This is a genomic window from Colwellia sp. PAMC 20917, from assembly GCF_001767295.1.
GTDB lineage: Bacteria > Pseudomonadota > Gammaproteobacteria > Enterobacterales > Alteromonadaceae > Colwellia_A.
On record NZ_CP014944.1, the window covers coordinates 2406892 to 2427846 of the forward strand.

General features: G+C 37.4%; 19 protein-coding genes. 11 read left to right on the forward strand and 8 right to left on the reverse strand.

Annotated features, from left to right (window positions below):
• Positions 1–25: 25 nt before the first annotated feature.
• Positions 26–796 carry a transglycosylase SLT domain-containing protein gene (locus A3Q34_RS10345; protein ID WP_331710953.1) on the reverse strand — a complete coding sequence of 257 codons (771 nt, stop codon included), beginning with the start codon at positions 794–796 and terminating at the stop codon, positions 26–28.
• A gap of 118 nt (positions 797–914) precedes the next feature.
• Between A3Q34_RS10345 and A3Q34_RS10350 the strand changes: the two genes are divergently transcribed.
• The 7 genes from A3Q34_RS10350 (at position 915) to A3Q34_RS10380 (ending at position 8550) form a co-directional block, all read left to right on the forward strand.
• On the forward strand, positions 915–2060 hold the full coding sequence (locus tag A3Q34_RS10350) for a tyrosine-type recombinase/integrase (RefSeq protein ID WP_070375281.1): 1146 nt from the start codon (positions 915–917) through the stop codon (positions 2058–2060).
• 11 nt (positions 2061–2071) lie between these two features.
• On the forward strand, positions 2072–3694 hold the full coding sequence (locus A3Q34_RS10355; protein WP_070375282.1) for a hypothetical protein: 1623 nt from the start codon (positions 2072–2074) through the stop codon (positions 3692–3694).
• On the forward strand, positions 3691–5598 hold the full coding sequence (locus A3Q34_RS10360) for a tyrosine-type recombinase/integrase (protein WP_070375283.1): 1908 nt from the start codon (positions 3691–3693) through the stop codon (positions 5596–5598). Before A3Q34_RS10355 ends, A3Q34_RS10360 begins: the two co-directional genes overlap by 4 nt.
• 64 nt (positions 5599–5662) lie before the next feature.
• Positions 5663–5872, forward strand: coding sequence for a hypothetical protein (locus A3Q34_RS10365; protein WP_070375284.1), 210 nt, complete (start codon positions 5663–5665; stop codon positions 5870–5872).
• Complete coding sequence (locus A3Q34_RS10370; protein WP_070375285.1) at positions 5865–6266, forward strand: TetR family transcriptional regulator; 402 nt, start codon at positions 5865–5867, stop codon at positions 6264–6266. Before A3Q34_RS10365 ends, A3Q34_RS10370 begins: the two co-directional genes overlap by 8 nt.
• Before the next feature lie 209 nt (positions 6267–6475).
• On the forward strand, positions 6476–7801 hold the full coding sequence (locus A3Q34_RS10375) for a hypothetical protein (RefSeq protein ID WP_070375286.1): 1326 nt from the start codon (positions 6476–6478) through the stop codon (positions 7799–7801).
• 11 nt (positions 7802–7812) lie between these two features.
• Positions 7813–8550, forward strand: a complete 738-nt coding sequence (locus A3Q34_RS10380) for a hypothetical protein (protein WP_070375287.1) — start codon at positions 7813–7815, stop codon at positions 8548–8550.
• A 132-nt stretch (positions 8551–8682) separates the two neighbouring features.
• Here the strand turns inward: A3Q34_RS10380 and A3Q34_RS10385 are convergent, their stop codons facing one another.
• Entirely contained in the window at positions 8683–9840 is a 1158-nt protein-coding gene (locus A3Q34_RS10385) for a hypothetical protein (protein ID WP_070375288.1), read from the reverse strand.
• Positions 9841–10161: 321 nt separating this feature from the next.
• On the opposite strand from A3Q34_RS10385, the gene tusA reads away from it, so the two are divergent.
• Positions 10162–10422 carry a sulfurtransferase TusA gene (gene tusA / locus A3Q34_RS10390; RefSeq protein WP_070375289.1) on the forward strand — a complete coding sequence of 87 codons (261 nt, stop codon included), beginning with the start codon at positions 10162–10164 and terminating at the stop codon, positions 10420–10422.
• Positions 10423–10482: 60 nt separating this feature from the next.
• Here tusA and glyS read toward each other — a convergent pair whose 3' ends face one another.
• From glyS to dnaA, 6 genes are all read right to left on the reverse strand, one after another.
• The gene (gene glyS / locus A3Q34_RS10395; RefSeq protein ID WP_070375290.1) at positions 10483–12549 is read right to left on the reverse strand and encodes a glycine--tRNA ligase subunit beta; all 2067 of its coding nucleotides are present in this window, start codon (positions 12547–12549) and stop codon (positions 10483–10485) included.
• Complete coding sequence (gene glyQ / locus A3Q34_RS10400) at positions 12549–13472, reverse strand: glycine--tRNA ligase subunit alpha (protein WP_070375291.1); 924 nt, start codon at positions 13470–13472, stop codon at positions 12549–12551. The genes glyS and glyQ overlap by 1 nt, the downstream gene beginning before the upstream one ends.
• Positions 13473–13683: 211 nt before the next feature.
• A complete protein-coding gene (gyrB, locus tag A3Q34_RS10405; protein WP_070375292.1) occupies positions 13684–16128 on the reverse strand; it encodes a DNA topoisomerase (ATP-hydrolyzing) subunit B in 2445 nt (814 codons plus the stop codon).
• Between the two features lie 10 nt (positions 16129–16138).
• On the reverse strand, positions 16139–17227 hold the full coding sequence (gene recF, locus A3Q34_RS10410) for a DNA replication/repair protein RecF (RefSeq protein WP_070375293.1): 1089 nt from the start codon (positions 17225–17227) through the stop codon (positions 16139–16141).
• Positions 17227–18330 carry a DNA polymerase III subunit beta gene (gene dnaN / locus A3Q34_RS10415; protein WP_070375294.1) on the reverse strand — a complete coding sequence of 368 codons (1104 nt, stop codon included), beginning with the start codon at positions 18328–18330 and terminating at the stop codon, positions 17227–17229. Before dnaN ends, recF begins: the two co-directional genes overlap by 1 nt.
• Before the next feature lie 42 nt (positions 18331–18372).
• The gene (gene dnaA, locus A3Q34_RS10420) at positions 18373–19728 is read right to left on the reverse strand and encodes a chromosomal replication initiator protein DnaA (RefSeq protein WP_070375295.1); all 1356 of its coding nucleotides are present in this window, start codon (positions 19726–19728) and stop codon (positions 18373–18375) included.
• A gap of 475 nt (positions 19729–20203) precedes the next feature.
• On the opposite strand from dnaA, the gene rpmH reads away from it, so the two are divergent.
• From rpmH to yidD, 3 genes are read left to right on the forward strand one after another with little or no spacing between them, the layout of a single operon-like run.
• Positions 20204–20338 carry a 50S ribosomal protein L34 gene (rpmH, locus tag A3Q34_RS10425; RefSeq protein ID WP_070375296.1) on the forward strand — a complete coding sequence of 45 codons (135 nt, stop codon included), beginning with the start codon at positions 20204–20206 and terminating at the stop codon, positions 20336–20338.
• Between the two features lie 40 nt (positions 20339–20378).
• Entirely contained in the window at positions 20379–20735 is a 357-nt protein-coding gene (gene rnpA / locus A3Q34_RS10430) for a ribonuclease P protein component (protein WP_070375297.1), read from the forward strand.
• Positions 20702–20950: a membrane protein insertion efficiency factor YidD gene (gene yidD / locus A3Q34_RS10435; RefSeq protein WP_070375298.1), complete on the forward strand. Its 249-nt coding sequence runs from the start codon at positions 20702–20704 to the stop codon at positions 20948–20950. The genes rnpA and yidD overlap by 34 nt, the downstream gene beginning before the upstream one ends.
• The last annotated feature ends 5 nt before the right edge of the window (positions 20951–20955 follow it).

Below are 20955 nucleotides of genomic sequence, written 5' to 3' on the forward strand. Positions count from 1 at the left end.
TATCATACTCTTCTAACGTTTGAATTTACTGAGCAATACTCATCGTAAATATCTGATCAAAGAGTGATACATCCTGCCCTACTTTTATTTGATATATTTCTTGATACGCCATAACACTTTTCACATACTCACGTGTTTCTTTATAAGGAATCGTCTCTATCCAAATATCCGCTGGCATAGGCTCCAAGCCTTTTAACCAACTCCGAACACGATACGGGCCGGCATTATAAGCTGCTGTAGCAAGCACTTGATTACCATCATGTCGGTCAAGTAAACGTTTTAAATACTTTGTACCTAGTTTTATATTGTCTTTCGCATTCATTAAACGCTTGTTAGTCACTTTACGCTTCTGTAAATGTTTAGCTGTTGCGGGCATAACTTGCATTAACCCCTTTGCGCCTGCGGGTGAGTTAGCATCGGCCATAAATGAGCTCTCTCTGCGCGCGATTGCAAATGCCCAGGCAGGATTTATTTTGTAAATTCCCGATGAATGCGTTATTTCATCTGCAAACGCTAATGGAAAACGTAAATCAACATCATTCAAATACCCCACTTTAGATAAGGTGAAAATGGCACGATCATACCATTGTGCTTCATAGGCTATTCTTGATGCGACCAGTTTTTCTCGATCACTTAACTGCGACAACCAATAATTCCACTCAAGCCGAGCTTGATGAAAACGTCCAATATGGAAAAATTCAAAAGCCCGCTTTGCTGCTGGGTTTTTTAATAAAGCGACTTTTTCAGCATTAGTAATCGCTAATGGATAATTTTGTAGGTTAACACTTTGCTTTATTGCACTTGCGGCAAGGAACCCATAGTAATGTTATCTAGAGTGATAAGTGTAACAACCACTTGCATTAACAAGCAACCCACCTATACTGTTTTTATGTACAGCTTGGGTGGGGTAGGTAATGATAATAATAAATAGCACTTCTGACTTTAAGATTAAGGGTTATCCAATACCTGATTTCCCTTTGTTAACTTGGTCTACGAACAATGATATTTTAGGTATTGAAGCAGGAATGCTCTTTGGGGAAGGTCTAGAGTTTTTAACTTATGAGTGTCTTAAACGAGGCAGAGTTAAAAGTAAGAAAACATGGAACACCTACGCAAAGCATCTAGTTAGCTTCTTTACCTTTTGTGAAGACAACGAGCAAGACTGGAGAGATATTGAAGATGACGACATACACGAGATGCTACTCGCCGTTTATCGAGACTCTTGCCAAGAAGATTTTGGCATATCATCCAACTCAACCAATCAGCACTTAAGAACCATAGTAAGGTTTTACAGACATGCTGTAGGACGTGGGTGGGTAAACTCACTTCCTTACTCATTAGAGGATGTAAAGGCCAATCACAATCAACACAGCTTCCTTGCTCATACAGTTACTGACGGCGGCATAACCGCTAGCGTTGATATCATGTTAACGACGAAGAAAACATCTATAAAGTTTTTACAAGTTGAAGAGATAAAAAAACTCCTTAGCAGTATTGAAAATCCAACCCTTAAGCTTATGACTAGGCTTTGTTTGCAAACAGGTATTCGTAAGAAAGAAGTGCTGTTATTCCCTCTAGATGTTATCCGTAAACCCAGAGTTGGTGAGCATCTGTGTCGAGTAGATATTAACCGCACCAAGGGTGAGCACGAACGAAGCGTAGATATACCTCCTCGATTAATGGAAGACCTCTGGCAATATGTTAACACCACGAGATTTCAGCAAAAAGAAGACTCTGGAGTTGAATCTGAACACCTGTTTTTAACCTCATCTGGTGAAGAATGGAAAGCTGACGGTGACGGCTTTAATAAGGCACTAAAGGTTTTGAAATTACCTTTTAAGGTTAACCCACATAAGCTGAGGCATACTTACGCAACCCATATGTTAAAAGGACTGCTAAAGGCAAAAAATATAAAGTTCAGCCCATTGATGTATATCCAAGCTAGGCTGGGTCACTCTAGCCTCACCACTACAATGAAATATCTACATTTAATTAATGACTTATTAGACGATGTTACTATCGAATATCAAGATGCTATCAATGAACTTGAAGCAGCATAAGGGCAAAGGGTATGACTAGAAAAAAAGACAGGAAAATTAGTGCTGACCGCTTCAAAAAGGTTCACGTCACCGAGCCAATGATAGAGGCTAACGCTGCCCAAGGGACTGTGCGCCCAATAGACCCTAAAATCAACTTCCCAGGTGTTGGCTCAAAAGGTGGTAATGGCGCTAACTATGATATGACCCAGCACTACGGCAAAGGCTTTGACGACATAACCAATCGAGCGTTCTACACCGTTAAAACACTACTAAAAAGTAAAAATGGAACAGAAAATACTAAACATGGTTATTTGAGCCGTGGCTTTAAATATCTATCAGATTACCTAGTAATCTGGCATCACACTTTATCTCGGGAGCTTACCCATAAAGACATCACACCTGAATTTATCGAAGGGTTTAAGGGGCATCAACTTGGGTCTGGTAAAGGTTACGTAAGCCAGAAGACGCTTTACGCAACAGCGAAAAGCTTATTGACTGCAATGCGTAATAACGGGTATTGGTCTATATCCAATGAGGCGTTCAGTGAAATATTCCCAAAAAACCCTTACCCCAATTCCAATAGGCGAGTAAAAGGAGTTAAACCTTTCAGTGAGCATGAGAAACGCCAACTTGTTGTTGCATTAAAACAAGCGTTAAGGCCTATTTACGCGCTTAATCGTAAAGAGCCATTAACAGGCTATGAACTAACTGTATGCCTCCTAGCAATAGCCATGCAAACAGGCATAAATACCACGCCTTTATTAAATATGACAACGGACTCTCTAAGTGACCATCCCCTTAAGTCAAACCGCAAGCTACTTACGGTCTATAAAGCCAGAGGTAATGCTACACAGTTGCACAACTTGCGTAACTCAGAGCAAGTAGAGTTAGTGCAAGGGGTGAAGCTTGATGTGGCGTATATTATTGAAAGAATAACGGCGTTAAACAATTCTTTGAGGGATGAGGTAGGCTCTGACATTCTGCTGCTTTATCGCCACGGGAGTAAAATCACTTCTCTTACCTCTGGAACCCTGGGAGTTAACATTGCCAAACTAGTAGAGACCTACGAACTTAAAGATGAAGATAATAAAACCATCAAAGTAAATCTAAGCAGAATTCGTAAAACATTTATAAACGGTATTTACGAGCTTTCGGGCGAGAACATACTCATAGCAGCAAAATCGGCTAAGCATAGCGGTACAGGTACAATAGACCATTATTTAGAAGCACCAGAGGAGTCTAAAAGAAACTTAGGATTGATGGGCGAAATTAGAGTGAAAGAGCTTACAAGTGATACTCAACTCACCCCAACAGGTCGATGTAAAGACCCGATAGATGGTGATAAAGCACCTAAAAATGGTACAACCTGCGCGGACTTCCTAGCGTGCTTTCGATGCAAAAGCTTTGTTATTACTGGGGATGATTTATACCGTCTATACAGCTTCTATTGGGCTATTGTGCGAAATAGAGACTCCTTTGGTCGTAAGGATTGGAAACGCTACTTACGAAATGTGATGAGTGTGATTGATAGTGAGGTTGAACCAGCGTTCATAGAAAAAGGCATGATAGGTCACCTTCAAACCGAGAAAGAGCGCGCAAGGTTATCACCACACCCTTATTGGGTTAACTTAGATATGCTTAGGGTAGGACAATGATACACGGACAAGCGGAACTCACTGAACGTGAATTTGAACAACAACGAGCGACAGTTCCAGTCAAAGATGGTATAGCGCTAAAAAGAGCGCAAAAAGGCTCTTTGACGGGTATTGCAACCTTCATCAAATTAGATAATGGCAACTACCATGTGCTTTCTCGATATGAAAACGATATATGGCAATATCCCGCAAGCGAATTCCCAAGCGGGAAGAAAAAATCCGAAGAAGCACTGAACTTCACTCGCATCACGAATGAATCAATAAGAGCAATGGTAAAGTGGATAATATGGAATAAAAGAAATGAAGGAAACTCTATCGGCAGCTTACAGAATAATTTGTATTCATTAATATCTTTCTTTGCATGGATTGATAAGACTGACACGCTTTCAGTTCAGGGGCTTAATGCTTTCACCGCACAAGCGTATGTAGCGCATGTGAATACGCTAACAATTAAACGCAAGGGTAAGGTAAGCCCTGTATCGAAAACAACAAAACTTAATAAGTTTGTTGCGCTCGAACAACTGTATTTGTATTGCAATTCGTTTGATTTTGTCAAAGAACAACCTTGGTTTGAAAGCAGTGCTAGTGAACAAGCAGGACATGTGGGTCCGGCTCTAAAAGATAACCGAAGCAAACCTAAAACCCTGTTAATTCCTGATAACGTATTACTCCCTCTATGTGGATTTACAAAAGATTTTCTTGACCGAGCTAATGAGATTTTAGACCTAAGAGATAAACTAGACGGATTTACTCCAACGAGAATATTTACTTCGAATCAAGTAACAACAAAGCGAACTTACCTTCTATCGCTCTCTACTTCCTTTGATAAGCTTAATGACTTTAATAATGCCTTACTATTACTGCGAGATAGCTGCCTGTTTTGGATATTACTGACAACAGGAATGCGCATTCATGAAGTGCTTGGCATTAAGCGTGGCGCGTACCGGACAGAAACCAAAGACGGCGAAACATATTATTATATCGAAACCGTCTCTAAGAAAACTTACACTGGGTTGGCGGAGTGGATTGCACCCAAAATAGCAGTTGATGCCATTAAAATACTAGAGCGCAGCTCAAGCACTTTACAAGCACTCTTAGAGGTTGAGTTAGCACAAGCAAAAACCAACAGTGACCATGCAGAAGTCAATCGCCTAACAGATATATCTGGAAAAGTGTGTATATCGTACAGCAAGACCAATTCAACGGTAAGTGTATTAAGTTCAAAGGCTGTTACCTCAAAGAGACTCCCTAACTTGTGCAAACAGGTTAATGCCGATTGGGACTTATCGTCGCATCAGTTCCGCCGCACGTTCGCTAACTACGTGGCACACAGTGAATTAGGTGATTTGCGTGCACTAAAATACCACTTTAAACACTGGTCTATTACTATGACTGCACTTTATGCGTACAACGATGCTCTTGATCTAGAGTTATTTGAAGAAATGCTTAAGGAGAAGTATTGGGTTGAAGAGCAAATCAAGTTCGACTGGTTTGACTTAGATTCCCCCATCACTGGGGGCGCCATTGCTGAGCGAATCATGCAAGTTAGAGGTGATGAAGAACGTATTAAAACCTTCAAGACAAAACGAGACATGATTAAAGCATACTCGGGTAACATTCCAATTCGTTCAACAGGGATTGCCTGGTGTACCAACGACGACGATGGTTGCATGGGTGGCAAGTGCGAAGAATGCGAATCAGGCATTGTTGACAAGAACAATCAAAAACACTGGGAAGGTATGCTTATTCAGCAATTCGAACTGTCTAAAGTGGATGATATAGGAGAAGCTGGACAAGCCTCGGTAGCCAAAGGAATGGTGAGATGCGAAAAGGTTTTAACGTCCCTTGGAGTCGATGTGGAAACAATGAAAGATGATATTCGTAACAACAATCATGCGGCCTAATTTCAGTAAGTCCAATTTAGCTTATTTGATTTGGGTAACAACAATCAAAAGGAAGTGTTTTTAGATGTCTAAAAAGCAAAAGAAAACAGATAAAGATGACCAAATTAGCATGTGTGATGAGTTTGGTTGGAAGCTAGCGCATGGTGGTAAAAGAGCTGGTTCTGGAAGACCAAAGGGCGCTATAGAAACTAAGGTTCTACGCGTACCTGTTGACCTTTTGCCCCAGGTTAAACAACTCATAGATGACTATAAAAAAGAGATTAATAATGACTAATCCAGTGAAAGAATCTAAAGCACATAAAGCAGTTCGAATGGCTATAATTAGGATTGAAAAAGGCAGACCTAACGTAGTAGATAAAAAACGTAAAATAAGTGTATCTTCTGTAGCTGAAGAAGCTGGAGTGACTCGTAATACCATTAATCGTGATTGCCCTGATTTACATACTAGAATTCAGGGGCTTATGAATAAAGAAGTTAGAGAGCAGCTTAAGCTTAAGCAAATAGAGCTAAACAAGTTCAAAGAGCGTAATAAGGATTTGAGACATGAGGTTGAAGAATTGAAAACAATGCTTTCGGTTAAACAGTCTAAGAACGCAACGTTGATGCAAAAAAACGGTAGATTAAACGCACAGAAAGCGAAAAACAGTAACGTAGTTACTCTGATGTAACGCTATGTTCTATTAACTCAAAGCCTTTAATATATGTGCTTAGAGTGTTTAATGTGGCGTGCAGAATAATTTTTATTATGAATAAACAACAGATGTTAATATTACAAGCTTTTACAATTTAATAAAAATAACCTATCCCCTTGATCTAACTAAATGGATTTATTCGACTTTTTTGTTATGATGCTATGCGGCTAATTAAGGAGAAGCATATGGATTTATGGAAAGAAATGTATTTACTAAAACATTCAGAACCACAGTTTGTTTTTGATAGCTTAGAAAAAAATCGTAGAAAAAAAATAAACATTATGGATGAAGATAGAAGCAAGTTAGAAGAAATGCTTCTTGAACGAAATGATCCAATTATAGATTTAGCTCTTGCACTTCATGGCTCAACTCCTGATATTGGTTATGAATTATTTAAAAGGCCAGACAAGGAACTACAATTAGCAACATTGTCAGGAACACAGGTACTTAAAGAATTTTTAGGGAAGGATGATTTTGCAGATAGAGTGCTTAATGACTTAATTGAAAAAGACGATACTGAATTATACCGAGCATATTTTTCTAATGATTTACTTCCTGATGAAATAATAATATCTCTTTATGAACGAGAAGAACCATTTGATAAGTTAGATGATCGTGATTGGGTTTTGTGCTGTAGTTATACAGATAAAAATAAAAGAATATCCACGCCTTATGATCGCACTTGGATTGATGGTTTCGATGAATACCTATATAACAGTCTATTTCATGCTGGTTGGAAGTTATTTGAAAAATTTCCTAAAACACCTTTGGCTGCAAATGTTCTTTCTCAACTAGCATGTAAATTGGTTACCCAGACGCCACATGATTTTAATATCATTGATGCCCTTAATCGCTGGCAAAAAGAGACTGATACTGACAGTGATGCATATGATATGGCTCGATCATATGGCGCCAATATGATTACTGATTCTAGAGAATTTCAAGAATTGAAAAAATCAGATGATTTTGCTTTAAGAAAAGCATATTACAGAAATCAAAAATGGGTTAAGCCTGAAGATGTGCTTGAAGGATTTGAAAAGGATTCTATCAATTACATTGATGAAGCATTGAATAACATGAATATATTTTCTAACGCTGAAGCAAGAGAAGCACTAAGAAAAGTATGCTGGGACGCTCCAGATCCTGGTAGCCGCATGGATCAAGTAAATTATTTTAACGGACGTTCTGAATACTGGCAAAGTCAGCACCCTGAATGGTTCAAAGATGAATGGACAGGTGAATTACCATTCGAAGAAATAGAAAATCAGAATGACAGAATAGAAAAGCGTATTGAGCATTTAAGTGACGGTCTAAACAAACTGAATAAAAAATTAAGTGTTGAGGATGACTCTGATTATGAAAATGAAAGAGAAGTTAGTATTACTCATTATTTAAAGTCTGAAATGGAAGCTATAGCTCAATTATTGGTGCAAATTCATAGAAAAGTTCATTCAGGCTTTATCTATGGTGTCATTGGAATAGCTATTGGATACTTTATAGCTCGTTATTAAAAGGATTAATCATGAATTGGCTTGCAGCATTCAGTCGATTATTTTCTATTTTAGATAAATCAGGAACAGAGGCATATCACAGTGGCCCTAGCTTTATAAAAGTTATTAAGCAGTTTGATCCTGGTCAACCTGACTATTCGTTGTATTTGGATGAAAGAAACAGAAAAGGATTAAGTAGCAGTCGCAAAGACTTTTACTGGGATATATTACAAGGATTGGATGAATCACTTCGCTATGATGTTTATAGAACATTCATTGAAATAGTTTTACCTTACTTCCCGAAAGAAACAGATGAACTAAAAAATTATTTGTTCAGCTCTGGTAATCCCGTTCCTCAGGTTAAGATCCCCAATAATAATTGGAACTCAGTAAAACTTAATGAAACAATTAACAAAATAGATAATGCTATAGACGTTTCTCAGTACAATCATGCAATGACTTTATCTTATACATGCTTGGAAGGTATGTATAAGGCTTATGTTATAAAAAACCTCCCCCAATGTACGAATGTCAGTGATTTAATGCCATTAGCTAAGTTAGTTCGTGGTGATATAGAGCAACAGCTCGCTAAAGCAGGACCGTATCCAGATATGGTGGTAAAGAGCATCTCTACGCTTACAAATGCAATAGCAAATTCGCGAAATGGGTTCAGTGATTCACACTTTGATCAGGATTCTTATAAATGGCTAGCAGGTTACACTCGTGATCTGGTTAATTCAATAGGAAGACTCATCTTACACTTTTTATAATTATCAGATAATAACTGAGATTAATATTATCAATTATGAGTTTTCACTCATAACATAATAAGATATAGGTCTAAAAACAAAGAGAATTTAATGAAAAACTGTAACAAATTTACATTTAACAATATCAACCACTTACAGAATGTTACACTGACTAGGTCTAGTTAAATTATGACGTTTATTCGCTAGTTCACTTAACACCTCATGCCCTAGTGCTGTTTCTCCTGTTTCAAGTAAGCTACGTCCATACCAGTAACGCCATTGATTTTTCTGGTGTAATGTTTCAGGTAGTGCCCTTAAATCAGCTTTAATTGCTGGCCAATCTTGATCTCTAAGTAGATCTGCCATTCTCCATTGCACAATGTTTGTCGACTGCAGTTTCTCATCCACTTTAGCTAGCCATATCGCTGAGCTTTTATGGTCTTTACTGGCTAACGCAATAGCGAATTTTAAAACAATTTGCTGTTGTTGTGCTTCTGAAAAAGGTAATACTTCGATAGCCTTACTATATGTCTTTAACGCTTTTTCAGGGTCACGCCAAATTAAACGTTTTAAACCATAAGCGGCAATAGAGGCTTCTTTAACGGATTTCTGTGGAAAGCGTTTCATATTGCTAATGTAGGCAGGATCACGTCGCACTTTATGCCATAAGCTGCCTAAATACTGATCTTTTTTTGGTAGTAGTTGAGTCAAATAAGGGATTAACGTGTGTTTACCGCCATCTGCAGCCAGAGCTATACGTTGCCATATACGTTCATCGGTTCTATAACCTGCTTTTTGCCAAAGCGTAAAAAGTGGATCACACACTTTCGGTTGAGACTTTCCTACCACCCAGAGCTTAGTGACTTTAGGTAAAATTTTTGACTCCGCCACACCTGATTGTAATTGATAACGATAATACTGACAGGTTAATTCCACATCAGAGGTCGGTTTAAAAAAGTCCTGAAATAATAATGCGTTGTCACGTTTAGCTAAATAGTTCAGCCATTTTTTACGCAGCGGCCAGTCGAGAGGTGATCCGCGATATGTTTCAAGAAACTGACTAATTTCACCTGTATATGACATATTCATGCCATGCATTAATCGTTGCTGATCTAAGTAAGGCTGTAATGGGTAATAGTGTAACTGCTGATATAAGGTTTGATAATGCAAAGCATTGGGTTGCCAAACGTATTTTTCCGCTTCTTGAAATGCATCACGAATACTGGTTTGACTTGTCGATGTTGTTGCACTAATTGTACTTGAGAGGACAAGTGAGAATATTATTAACACTGACGATGTTAAACGAAACATAGCGTTACCTTAATTATAAGAAAATTTACTTCTCTTGGTCGTTAATTGACCCGTTCTACCTGAAAAAATTTCTGTTTACATCTTTAACTCTACCCCTTAACAGACTAGCTAGCAGTTACCCTTAATTTTTCATGCATAGCCCAACAAAGCAAGTGAAATTAGCATTCTGTAATGCTTGATACTTATCATCAATAATTTAGCTTTTAAAGTCGTTACAAGGTAATGATAATTTAGTTTTTATAAATAAAATTTAGTCTTGATACCCTGCTTTCCTTTTTTTTGCTAACATTGCCTTATTAATTATCTCCTTTGTATATCACCATGAATAATAACCCTGAAGATGTTTTCAAAAATCCCGATCACTTTTTAGATGCTATTGGGTTACGTTGCCCTGAGCCCGTCATGATGGTAAGGAAATCGATTCGAAAAATTTCCGCCCAAGAGACTTTATTAATAACGGCAGACGACCCTTCCACAACTAGAGATATACCCAGTTTTTGTCGTTTTATGGAACATGAACTTATCGCCCAACAAACTCATGAAAAACCTTTCCTTTATTTGATCAAAAAAGGGAAAGCTTAACACTTTCCCTTTTTAACTCTTTAGCACTAATAAGTCAGTGTCTATACGACTACCACTTACCTATTGTAAAAGTGCAACATCAGCTATGGCAAAGAAACTATTCCTAATTTCATTTAATAACGTTAGACGATTAGTTTTTATAGCTTCATCGTCAGCCATCACCATAACATTATCAAAAAAGTTGTCTATCGGTGCTTTTAAACAAGCAAGCTCTGTTAATGCCGCCTGGTAATCTTTTGCCAACATCATCGGTGCAATCGTAGCTTTCACTTCATTAAATGCTTCAGCTAACGCTTTTTCTTGTGTTTCAGTGGCTAAATCAGCTTTAAACGTTGGGTAAAGTTCACCGCTAAATTTAGCTAAAATATTACCAACACGTTTATTAGCGGCAGCTAGTGTTGCGGCTTGTTCCAATGATTTAAAGTGACTTACCGCTTTAATACGTTTTTCAAAGTCTAAAGGTTCAGTTGGCGCATTGGCTAATACCGCTTGAATAACGTCAACTGATATACCTTGCTCTTGGTAATAGGCTCTGAATCTACCCAAAACAAAATCAACAACTTGAACATTAACGTTTTCATTTGAAAGTTTATCACCATATAAACCAACACTTTTTTTAATTAAAGTATTGATATCTAATGGTAATTTTTTCTCGATGATAATTCGTATCAAACCAATTGCCGCGCGACGTAAGGCAAAAGGGTCTTTATCACCTTTAGGAGCTTGGTTAATACCAAAAATGCCCACTAAGCTGTCAATTTTATCAGCTATAGCGACTGCACAACCAATATTACCTTCAGGTAAGGCATCACCCGCATATCGAGGTCTATATTGATCTTCTAAGGCTTGAGCAACTTCAGGTGCTTCGCCATCATTCTCAGCATAATATTTACCCATAGTACCTTGTACTTGAGGAAACTCTAAAACCATATCAGACATCAAATCAGTTTTGCTGAGTAAACCTGCTCGTTTTGCTTGTTCCGTGTTCTCGCCTATTTGTCCGGCGATAACTGCGCTTAATGAAGCAATACGTTCAGATTTCTCTTTTAATGTTCCTAACTGTTTCTGAAATAATACCGATGATAGACTTTCTAAACGTGACGCTAACGTTTTGCTCTTATCTGTTTTAAAGAAAAACTCCGCATCTGCCAAGCGCGGACGAATAACTTTTTCATTGCCCTTAATCACTTGAATAGGGTCTTTGCTTTCAATGTTGGTTACAAAAATAAACTTATTTAATAACTGACCATTTTTGTCATTTACCGGAAAGTATTTTTGGTGATCTTTCATTGAATAAATAAGTGGTTCAGCGGGAACATCTAAAAAGGCTTTATCAAAACTACCAATTAATATTACTGGCCATTCAACTAAACCAGTAACTTCTTCCAATAACTCATCGTCAATTAATGCAACACCATCTAATTGCTGAGCGGCTTTATTAATTTCTGACAAAATTAATGCTTGGCGCTCTTGGTAATTAACTTGAACAAATGCCGACGTTAATTTGTCTTCGTATTCATTTGCATGCGCTAAAGTAACGAAACCTTCATGATGAAAACGATGGCCCGTGACAACATTACTTGAAGTTACCTCTAAAGTTTCACCGGCAATGATTTCTGCGCCAAACATTATGGTCAAGGTATGGACTGGGCGAATAAATTGAGTACGAGTACTGCCCCAACGCATAGGTTTAGGAACAGGTAGTTTGCTTACCGCAATATTAACCATAGCAGGAATTAACTCTGCTATGGTTTTTCCTGTTTGTGTCGCACGATGTAATAACCATTCACCTTTGTCAGTCTTTAAGCGCTGAGCTTCCTCAACACTAATACCATTGGAACGTGCCCAACCTTGCGCGGCTTTGCTAGGATTGCCTTCAGCATCAAATGCTACATCTATGGCAGGACCCCGTTTCTCAATTGCTTTATCGGCCTGTTTTTCAACTAACTGACTGACCTTTACAGCTAAACGACGTGGTGTAGCAAACCATTGAATATCTTCGTAAGTTAAACCTGCGCTATCTAATTGATCTTTTATTTGCTGGTAAAATGTAACGGCAAGATTTTTTAATGACTTCGGTGGTAATTCTTCAGTACCTAGCTCTATTAGTAGTGTTTCTGTGTTCATTATGATTTCCCACCAGCAGTATTATTATTTTTACAAAGAGGAAAACCTAATTCTTCACGCTTATCGTAATAAGCCTGTGCACAAGCTTTTGATAATGTTCTGACTCTAAGTATATAACGTTGGCGTTCGGTCACTGAAATAGCGTGACGAGCGTCTAATAGGTTAAAGGCGTGTGAGGCTTTCATAACTTGCTCGTAGGCAGGTAATGCTAAACCTGCTGCAATTAACTTCTGGCTATCTTTTTCACATTGATCAAAGGTATTAAACAAAGCATCGACATCTGCATGCTCAAAATTATACGTTGACTGCTCAACCTCATTTTGATGAAACACATCACCATAAAGTACAGTACCCATAGGACCATCAGCCCACACTAGGTCATAGATACTATCCACATTTTGAATATACATAGCTAAGCGTTCTAAGCCATATGTTATCTCACCTGTGACTGGCGTACACTCTAAGCCACCTACTTGTTGGAAGTAAGTAAATTGTGATACTTCCATACCGTTTAACCAAATCTCCCATCCTAACCCCCAAGCGCCTAGCGTTGGTGATTCCCAGTTGTCTTCAACAAAGCGGATATCATGAACTAAAGGATCAATGCCCAGTTCTTTTAAAGAATTTAAGTATAATTCTTGAATATTTTTCGGCGAAGGTTTTAACATGACTTGGAATTGATAGTAATGTTGTAAACGATTAGGGTTTTCACCATAACGGCCATCAGTGGGACGGCGACAAGGTTGAACATAAGCACTGCTCATTGGCTCAGGACCAATAGAACGTAAAAATGTCATTGGGTGAAAAGTACCAGCGCCGACTTCAAGATCAAGCGGTTGTACGATGACACAACCTTGGCGTGACCAGTAGTCTTGCAACTGAAAGATTAATCCTTGAAATGTTTTTATATTGAACGTACTCATAATTTTCCGATTCATTATTCGTGTGAGTTTTACCGATAACGGCTAATGATATTAAGTATACCGATTGCATTATTATTAACCTAGTAACAAGTTAACAAACTTTGAGTTTTTACTCAGTAATCAATTTACTTTAGCTATTACCGTATTGCAGAATGTTAAAATGCCCAGATTTGATGTCCGGGCATTTATAATTTTAAAATAACGCGCTTAACTATATATCTAAGTTAGCTACATTTAACGCATTCGCTTCAATGAAGTTTCTACGTGGTTCAACATGATCACCCATTAATGTAGTGAACAATAAATCAGCGGCAATAGCATCTTCAATAGTAACTTGTAACATACGACGAGTTTCAGGATCCATGGTGGTTTCCCATAACTGGCTTGGGTTCATTTCACCCAATCCTTTATAACGTTGTATATACTGACCACGTTTTGATTCAGCCATTAACCATGTTAGTGCGTCTTCAAAAGTAGTAACCGTTTTAATTTTTTCACCACGTTTAACATAACCACCTTCTTCAATGAGACCATTGATAGCAGTATTTAAACCAAAAATAGTTTCAAATTCTTTTGAATGAATGAATTCATAACCACAATCATAAATATGATCAATACCATGTTGGCGAACGTTAAAACTTGGATAGTAGATATTTCTTTCTTGGTCATGCTTAATATCTGCAGAATAGATAGAACCATTACCATCTTGTTCGTCTAATTGTGCGACTAAGTCACCAACCCATGCTTCTACTAACGCTTTATCATGAAAATCAGTTTTAACAATTTCTCTGCTGTAGATCATTTTTTCTAGTATATCAGCAGGTATTTGACGTGAAACACGCTTAATAATGTCATGCGTTTTACGATACTGTTTCACTAACTGTTCTAAAGCTAAGCCTGAAATAGCTGGTGCTGATTCATTAACATAAATCTCGGCACTATCTAGAGCTAACGTTGTTAAGTACTCTGTTAAGCCGTCATCATCTTTAATGTAACGCTCTTGCTTACCTTTTTTCACTTTATAAAGTGGTGGTTGAGCAATAAAGATATGACCACGTTCCATTATTTCTGGCATTTGACGATAGAAAAACGTCAGTAATAATGTACGTATGTGAGAACCATCGACATCGGCATCGGTCATAATGATGATACTGTGATAACGAAGTTTTTCTGGATTATATTCATCACGACCAATACCACAACCTAAGGCGGTGATTAATGTTCCAACTTCTTGTGATGAAATCATTTTATCAAAACGTGCTTTCTCAACGTTAAGAATTTTACCTTTCAATGGTAATATTGCTTGGTTTCTACGATTTCGCCCCTGCTTGGCAGAGCCGCCAGCAGAGTCTCCTTCGACAATATATAGTTCAGAAAGAGCAGGATCTTTTTCCTGACAATCAGCTAATTTACCCGGTAAGCCAGCAATATCTAATGCACCTTTACGGCGCGTCATTTCACGGGCTTTACGAGCAGCTTCTCGCGCTCTAGCTGCATCAACAATCTTCATGATAATAGTACGAGCAACAGAAGGTTTTTCTAAAAGGTATTCACCAAGTTTTTCGCCCATCGCTTGTTCAACAGCTGTTTTTACTTCTGAAGATACCAATTTATCTTTGGTCTGCGATGAGAACTTAGGATCCGGAACTTTAACCGATATTACCGCGGTTAATCCTTCACGAGCGTCATCACCCGAAGCACTTGTTTCTGTGCTACCACCTTTCTTCGTTTTATTAAGGCCTTCTTTAACCATGTAACTATTTAGTGTACGTGTTAAAGCAGTACGGAAACCGCTTAAGTGAGTACCACCATCACGTTGAGGAATATTGTTAGTAAAACAATGAATACTCTCTTGGAAACCATCATTCCATTGCATAGCAACTTCAACAATAATGCCGTCTTCACGCGCTAAATCAAAATAGAATATTTCTTCATTGACGGGTGTTTTATTGGTATTAAGGTAATCGACGAAAGCTTGAATACCACCATCAAATTTAAAATGGTCTTCTTTGCCTTTTTCACGTTCATCAATTAAACGAATTGAAATACCAGAGTTTAAGAAAGATAACTCACGGATACGTTTAACTAATAAGTCATAGTGAAATAAAATATCTGTGAAGGTATTTTCACTTGGCCAAAAACGTACTTCAGTACCTGTTTTATCACTAACACCAACTTCAGCTAAAGGAGCTTCAGCAACACCTTCGTGATATATCTGCTCAAATAATTTACCTGCTCGGCGAATATTCAGTTTTAGCTTACTACTTAAAGCATTTACTACAGAAATACCAACACCATGAAGACCACCTGAAACTTTATAGCCAGAGTCTTCACCACCGAATTTACCACCAGCATGAAGTACTGTCATGATAACTTCAGCAGCAGAAATACCTTCTTCAGGGTGAATGTCAGTTGGAATACCACGACCATCATCTCTAACCGATACAGAGCCGTCTATGTGTATTTTAACAACAATTTCAGTACAATGACCTGCTAAGGCTTCATCGATAGAATTATCTAAAACTTCAAATACCATATGATGCAAGCCACTGCCATCATCCGTGTCACCAATGTACATTCCTGGTCTTTTACGTACAGCATCAAGTCCTTTTAGAACTTTGATACTGTCTGAGCCGTATTCATTTTCTACTGTCATAGCGTATAGCCTATTTACCTATTGCTGAGATTTGTCCATGTTTCACGTGAAACATCTTATAATTATTATCAGTAGGAACCAAGGGTTCTACTGCGATTTTATCAATTGCCGTGATGATAACTTGGCAGTCTAATTTATTTATCGCGTTGTTTAATAAGGTTCTAGAATTTAAATCTAGTTCCGCACCAACATCGTCAATTAATAAAATTGGTTTTACTCGCTTAACTTTTTCTATTAACTTAGCTTGCGCAAAAGTTAACGCCAGTAAAAACAACTTTTGTTGGCCACGTGATAACTGATTGTCGATCACCACATTACCCGTTAAAAATTTCACATCAAACTTTTGTGCGCCGTATAAACTAAAGCCTGCTTTTTTTTCTCTCTCTCTATTTTGTAATAACACATCACTCAATGTTTTTTTACTATTCCAACCTTGGCTATAAGATATCGATATACCTTCAGCTAAACTAGGCAACATCAACTCTAACCAAGGTTGAAGCTCTAAAGAAAGCTCCTTAATATATTCGTCACGTAATTTTGCAACCCTTACCGATGCCTCGCAGAATACTTGGCTCCAATAATCTAAGGTATCAACATCAGACCTATTACGTAAACAAGCATTTCTTTGTTTTAGTATTCTTGAAAATTCTTTCCAACAATCTGAAAATGAATGTTTCACGTGAAACAATCCTAAATCAATGAAACGTCTTCTTTGTTTCGGTCCACCAAAAAATAATTTAAAACTTTCTGGTGTAATAACTTGTACCGCAATATTTATTGCTAATTGAGAAAGCTGTCTATGCTTTTCTCCAGCAATTTTAATTTCTGTTAAGCCGGTAGCAAAATCTTTGGCAACACCTAACTGTAATCCTTTATCGTCTTTAGCACTAACAATGAATTTACTTTTATTGTGAGTAACTAAATTTTCAACTTGCGACGTTCTAAAAGACTTACCATGACCCAAGTAAAAAATAGCTTCAAGTAAACTGCTTTTACCACTGCCGTTATCACCGATAATAAAATTAATATTATCGTTTAATTCAATAGTATCTGCTGCTAAATTTCTAAAATCATAAGCGGTAAGTTTTTCTATACTCATTAAAGTCGCATTGGCATAACAACATAAATAGCTTCGTTACTTTCAGCACCTTCGATAACTACACTACTATTTGCATCGGCTAAAGTAAATTTAACCTCAGGCTCTTTTATTGCGTTTAGAACATCTAGAACATAATTTACGTTGAAACCTATTTCAACTTCCTCGTAAGGAAAATCAATTTCTAATATTTCTTCGGCTTGTTCTTGTTCAGGGTTATTAGCGGTAATTTTTAATTCGTGTTTAGAAAAATTAAGACGGACACCTTTAAACTTATCATTAGATAATATCGAAGCGCGGGATAATAATTGTCGTAAATTTTCTTTACTGGTGTTGAGTACTTTATCACCATTGCGTGGTAAAACACGACGATAGTCAGGAAAACGACCATCAACTAATTTACTGGTAAATGAAAAGCCACTATCAATAATACGAATATGATTTGAGCCTAAAAAGACTTGAACGTTTTCTTCGACCGGGTCAAGTAAACGAATAATTTCTAAGATACCTTTACGAGGCACAATAACTTGTCTAGACGGCAGTGTTAATTCATTAGACGAAATTTTACATATCGCTAAACGGTGACCGTCAGTGGCTACAGAGCGAATTTCGTTACCTTCTGTTTCTATAGACATACCGTTAAGGTAGTACCTAACATCTTGATTTGCCATAGAAAAATGAGTGCTTTCTATTAATCGCAGTAAGTCAGATTTAAATATTTGAAATTCAACATCACCTTTCCACTCTTCTATATTAGGAAAGTCAGCAGCAGGTAGCGTTGCTAAAGAATATTTACTTCTACCGGTACTGATAATGATTGCTTCATTATTCGATTCAAAAGATAACATTGAATCTTCGGGTAAACTTTTACAGATATCGAGAAGCTTGCGGGCGGGAATAGTAATTTTTCCATCCTCACCTTGGTTATCTATTTGCGTACTAGATACCATTTCAAGCTCTAAATCAGTGGCTGTTAACGTAAGTGACTGCCCACTTATATCTAAAAGAATATTACCAAGGATAGGTAATGTACTTTTACGTTCTACGGCACCAGAAACCAATAAAAGTGGTTTCAGTAATAATTCCCTATTTAATGAAAACTTCATTTATCTACCTATCTTTTTATGTACTTATTATTATAACGAAAGCTATGACGAAAGTGTTCTAGTTAAATTAGAATAATCTTCCTTAATGTCATGCGACTCTTCGCGTAACGCTTTAACTTTTCGACATGCATGGAGAACAGTCGTATGATCTCGCCCACCGTAGGCATCTCCTATCTCAGGTAAACTATGATTAGTTAACTCTTTAGATAATGCCATTGCAATTTGTCTAGGTCTAGCAACAGATCTATTTCTACGTTTTGAAAGTAGATCTGCCACTTTAATTTTATAATATTCTGCAACAGTTCGTTGGATATTATCGATAGTAACTAACTTGTCTTGTAAGGCAAGCAAATCTCGTAATGCTTCGCGGACAAAATCTATAGTAATTGGCCGGCCGGTAAAATTAGCATTAGCAATAACGCGGTTCAATGCGCCTTCTAATTCACGAACATTAGAACGTAAACGCTTAGCTATAAAAAATGCAACTTCATCAGCCAAATTAATATGACTTTCTTGTGCTTTACGCTTAAGAATGGCGACACGTGTTTCTAGTTCGGGTGGTTCTATTGCTATCGTTAATCCCCAACCGAAGCGAGATTTAAGCCTGTCTTCAACATCGACTTCTTTAGGATAACGGTCGCTGGTTAAAATAATTTGTTGATTGCCTTCAAGCAAGGCATTAAAAGTATGGAAAAATTCTTCTTGGGTACGATCTTTACCGGCAAAGAATTGAATATCATCTATCAGTAATGCATCGACACTACGGTAGTAATGCTTAAATTTTTCCATCGCATTATTTTGTAAAGCGCGCACCATGTCTTGAACAAAACGTTCAGAGTGCATGTAGGCGATCTTTGCATTGGGTTTATTAAGTAAAATACCATTACCTACAGCATGTAATAAATGGGTTTTACCTAACCCTGTACCGCCGTAAATAAATAAAGGATTGTAAGCAGAACCAGGATTATCAGCAACTTGAGAAGCGGCAGCACGTGCTAATTGGTTAGACTTACCTTCAACGAAATTGTCAAAGGTATATTTAACTCTAACATTGGTCGTTTTAGGTAAGTTACTTTGTGGCTCTTCTCGTTTTTTATTCGAGGTAACAAGTTGAGGAATAGTATTAATAATATTCTGAGAGCTACTTTGGTTTGGAATACTGCCAACATCAAACCTGAGTAAAGGAGGATTTGTACTTTCTTGCAAAGTGACCAATTCATTTATACGACTTACATACTTATCTCGAACCCAATCAAGTACAAAACGATTAGGTGCATATAAAGTCATGATATTGTCAGCAACAACACACTGTAATGGACGTATCCACATACTAAATTGCTGTGCAGGCAATTCTTCTTGTAGAACTGAAAGGCATCGCTGCCAAAGTGAATGATCCAACCAAATGCTCCTGAAATTACGCTATCTTTTGTTAAATCATCTTTTAACTAATATGACAAATAAAACAAAAGTCGGTAAATATGGTATTTTGTAATGTGTCTATTATCACCATAGTTATCCACAACATCAATATTGACTTTTAAATAGTTGCCCTTTTAGAGAAAATAAATAAAAAAAACCACACATAAGCAATTAAAACGGTCTTCTTAGACTAATTTACTGCTAAAATATCATTTACATATTATTTAGCTATTAGTGGTAATTGCTTATATTTTTATGAAAATTATTTGATCAAATGTTATAAAACTGTGGATATAAATAATTAACCTAAAGATCTATTAGGATCTTTTTAAAATAGATTACTATAAGCATTGACAACACCTGCTACAAACTATAAAATTCGGCCTCTTTTTTTAGAACCAGTGTGCTCAATACGGCTGTTTGCCAGGGCAACAACAACAGACGGATGAGCGTAATGAAAAGAACATTTCAACCTAGTGTATTAAAGCGTAAACGCAACCACGGTTTCCGTGCACGTATGGCTACAAAAAACGGTCGTGCAGTAATTTCACGTCGTCGTGCGAAAGGCCGTAAAAGCCTTAGCGCATAATCTCTTCTTTAATCTTTAATTAAGAGATATTTTAACCATCATGGTTAATTATGAATTTAATCGGGAGTCACGCTTGTTGACTCCCGGTCACTTTCAATCTGTATTTTCTAAACCTCTTCGTTTCGGCTCTAGCCACATAACCATTCTTGTTAGTCCAAATATTGATGAACGTAATCGTTTAGGCTTAGCTATTGCTAAAAAACGCGTTAAATTAGCTGTTCAGCGAAATCGTATTAAACGTCAAATCAGAGAAAGCTTTCGACTCAATCAGCACGACTTACCTAACATCGATATGGTTGTAATGGTAAAGTCTGGTACTGATCAGTTAGAAAATGCCGAAATAAGAAAACAATTAGAAAAAATATGGCGAAAGATAATTCAGCGGCACAACAGCTAGCCATAGCTCTTGTAAAAGCTTACCAGCGCTGGCTTAGTCCACTACTGGGTAATAACTGCCGATTCCATCCAACTTGCTCTTTTTATGCTGTTGAAGCGATAAATCGCTTCGGTGTGATAAAAGGTTGTTGGTTAGCAGCCAAACGTATACTAAAATGCCACCCATTAAACGCGGGTGGATTAGATCCCGTGCCACCATCAAAAGAAGAGAAATAATAAAT

Excerpts from the sequence above, each read along its gene's own strand:
- A3Q34_RS10350 (WP_070375281.1), top strand. The coding sequence starts at position 915 with ATGATAATAATAAATAGCACTTCTGACTTTAAGATTAAGGGTTATCCA.
- A3Q34_RS10355 (WP_070375282.1), top strand. The coding sequence starts at position 2,072 with ATGACTAGAAAAAAAGACAGGAAAATTAGTGCTGACCGCTTCAAAAAG.
- A3Q34_RS10360 (WP_070375283.1), top strand. The coding sequence starts at position 3,691 with ATGATACACGGACAAGCGGAACTCACTGAACGTGAATTTGAACAACAA.
- A3Q34_RS10365 (WP_070375284.1), top strand. The coding sequence starts at position 5,663 with ATGTCTAAAAAGCAAAAGAAAACAGATAAAGATGACCAAATTAGCATG.
- A3Q34_RS10370 (WP_070375285.1), top strand. The coding sequence starts at position 5,865 with ATGACTAATCCAGTGAAAGAATCTAAAGCACATAAAGCAGTTCGAATG.
- A3Q34_RS10375 (WP_070375286.1), top strand. The coding sequence starts at position 6,476 with ATGGATTTATGGAAAGAAATGTATTTACTAAAACATTCAGAACCACAG.
- A3Q34_RS10380 (WP_070375287.1), top strand. The coding sequence starts at position 7,813 with ATGAATTGGCTTGCAGCATTCAGTCGATTATTTTCTATTTTAGATAAA.
- A3Q34_RS10385 (WP_070375288.1), bottom strand. The coding sequence starts at position 9,840 with ATGTTTCGTTTAACATCGTCAGTGTTAATAATATTCTCACTTGTCCTC.
- tusA (WP_070375289.1), top strand. The coding sequence starts at position 10,162 with ATGAATAATAACCCTGAAGATGTTTTCAAAAATCCCGATCACTTTTTA.
- glyS (WP_070375290.1), bottom strand. The coding sequence starts at position 12,549 with ATGAACACAGAAACACTACTAATAGAGCTAGGTACTGAAGAATTACCA.
- glyQ (WP_070375291.1), bottom strand. The coding sequence starts at position 13,472 with ATGAGTACGTTCAATATAAAAACATTTCAAGGATTAATCTTTCAGTTG.
- gyrB (WP_070375292.1), bottom strand. The coding sequence starts at position 16,128 with ATGACAGTAGAAAATGAATACGGCTCAGACAGTATCAAAGTTCTAAAA.
- recF (WP_070375293.1), bottom strand. The coding sequence starts at position 17,227 with ATGAGTATAGAAAAACTTACCGCTTATGATTTTAGAAATTTAGCAGCA.
- dnaN (WP_070375294.1), bottom strand. The coding sequence starts at position 18,330 with ATGAAGTTTTCATTAAATAGGGAATTATTACTGAAACCACTTTTATTG.
- rpmH (WP_070375296.1), top strand. The coding sequence starts at position 20,204 with ATGAAAAGAACATTTCAACCTAGTGTATTAAAGCGTAAACGCAACCAC.
- rnpA (WP_070375297.1), top strand. The coding sequence starts at position 20,379 with ATGGTTAATTATGAATTTAATCGGGAGTCACGCTTGTTGACTCCCGGT.
- yidD (WP_070375298.1), top strand. The coding sequence starts at position 20,702 with ATGGCGAAAGATAATTCAGCGGCACAACAGCTAGCCATAGCTCTTGTA.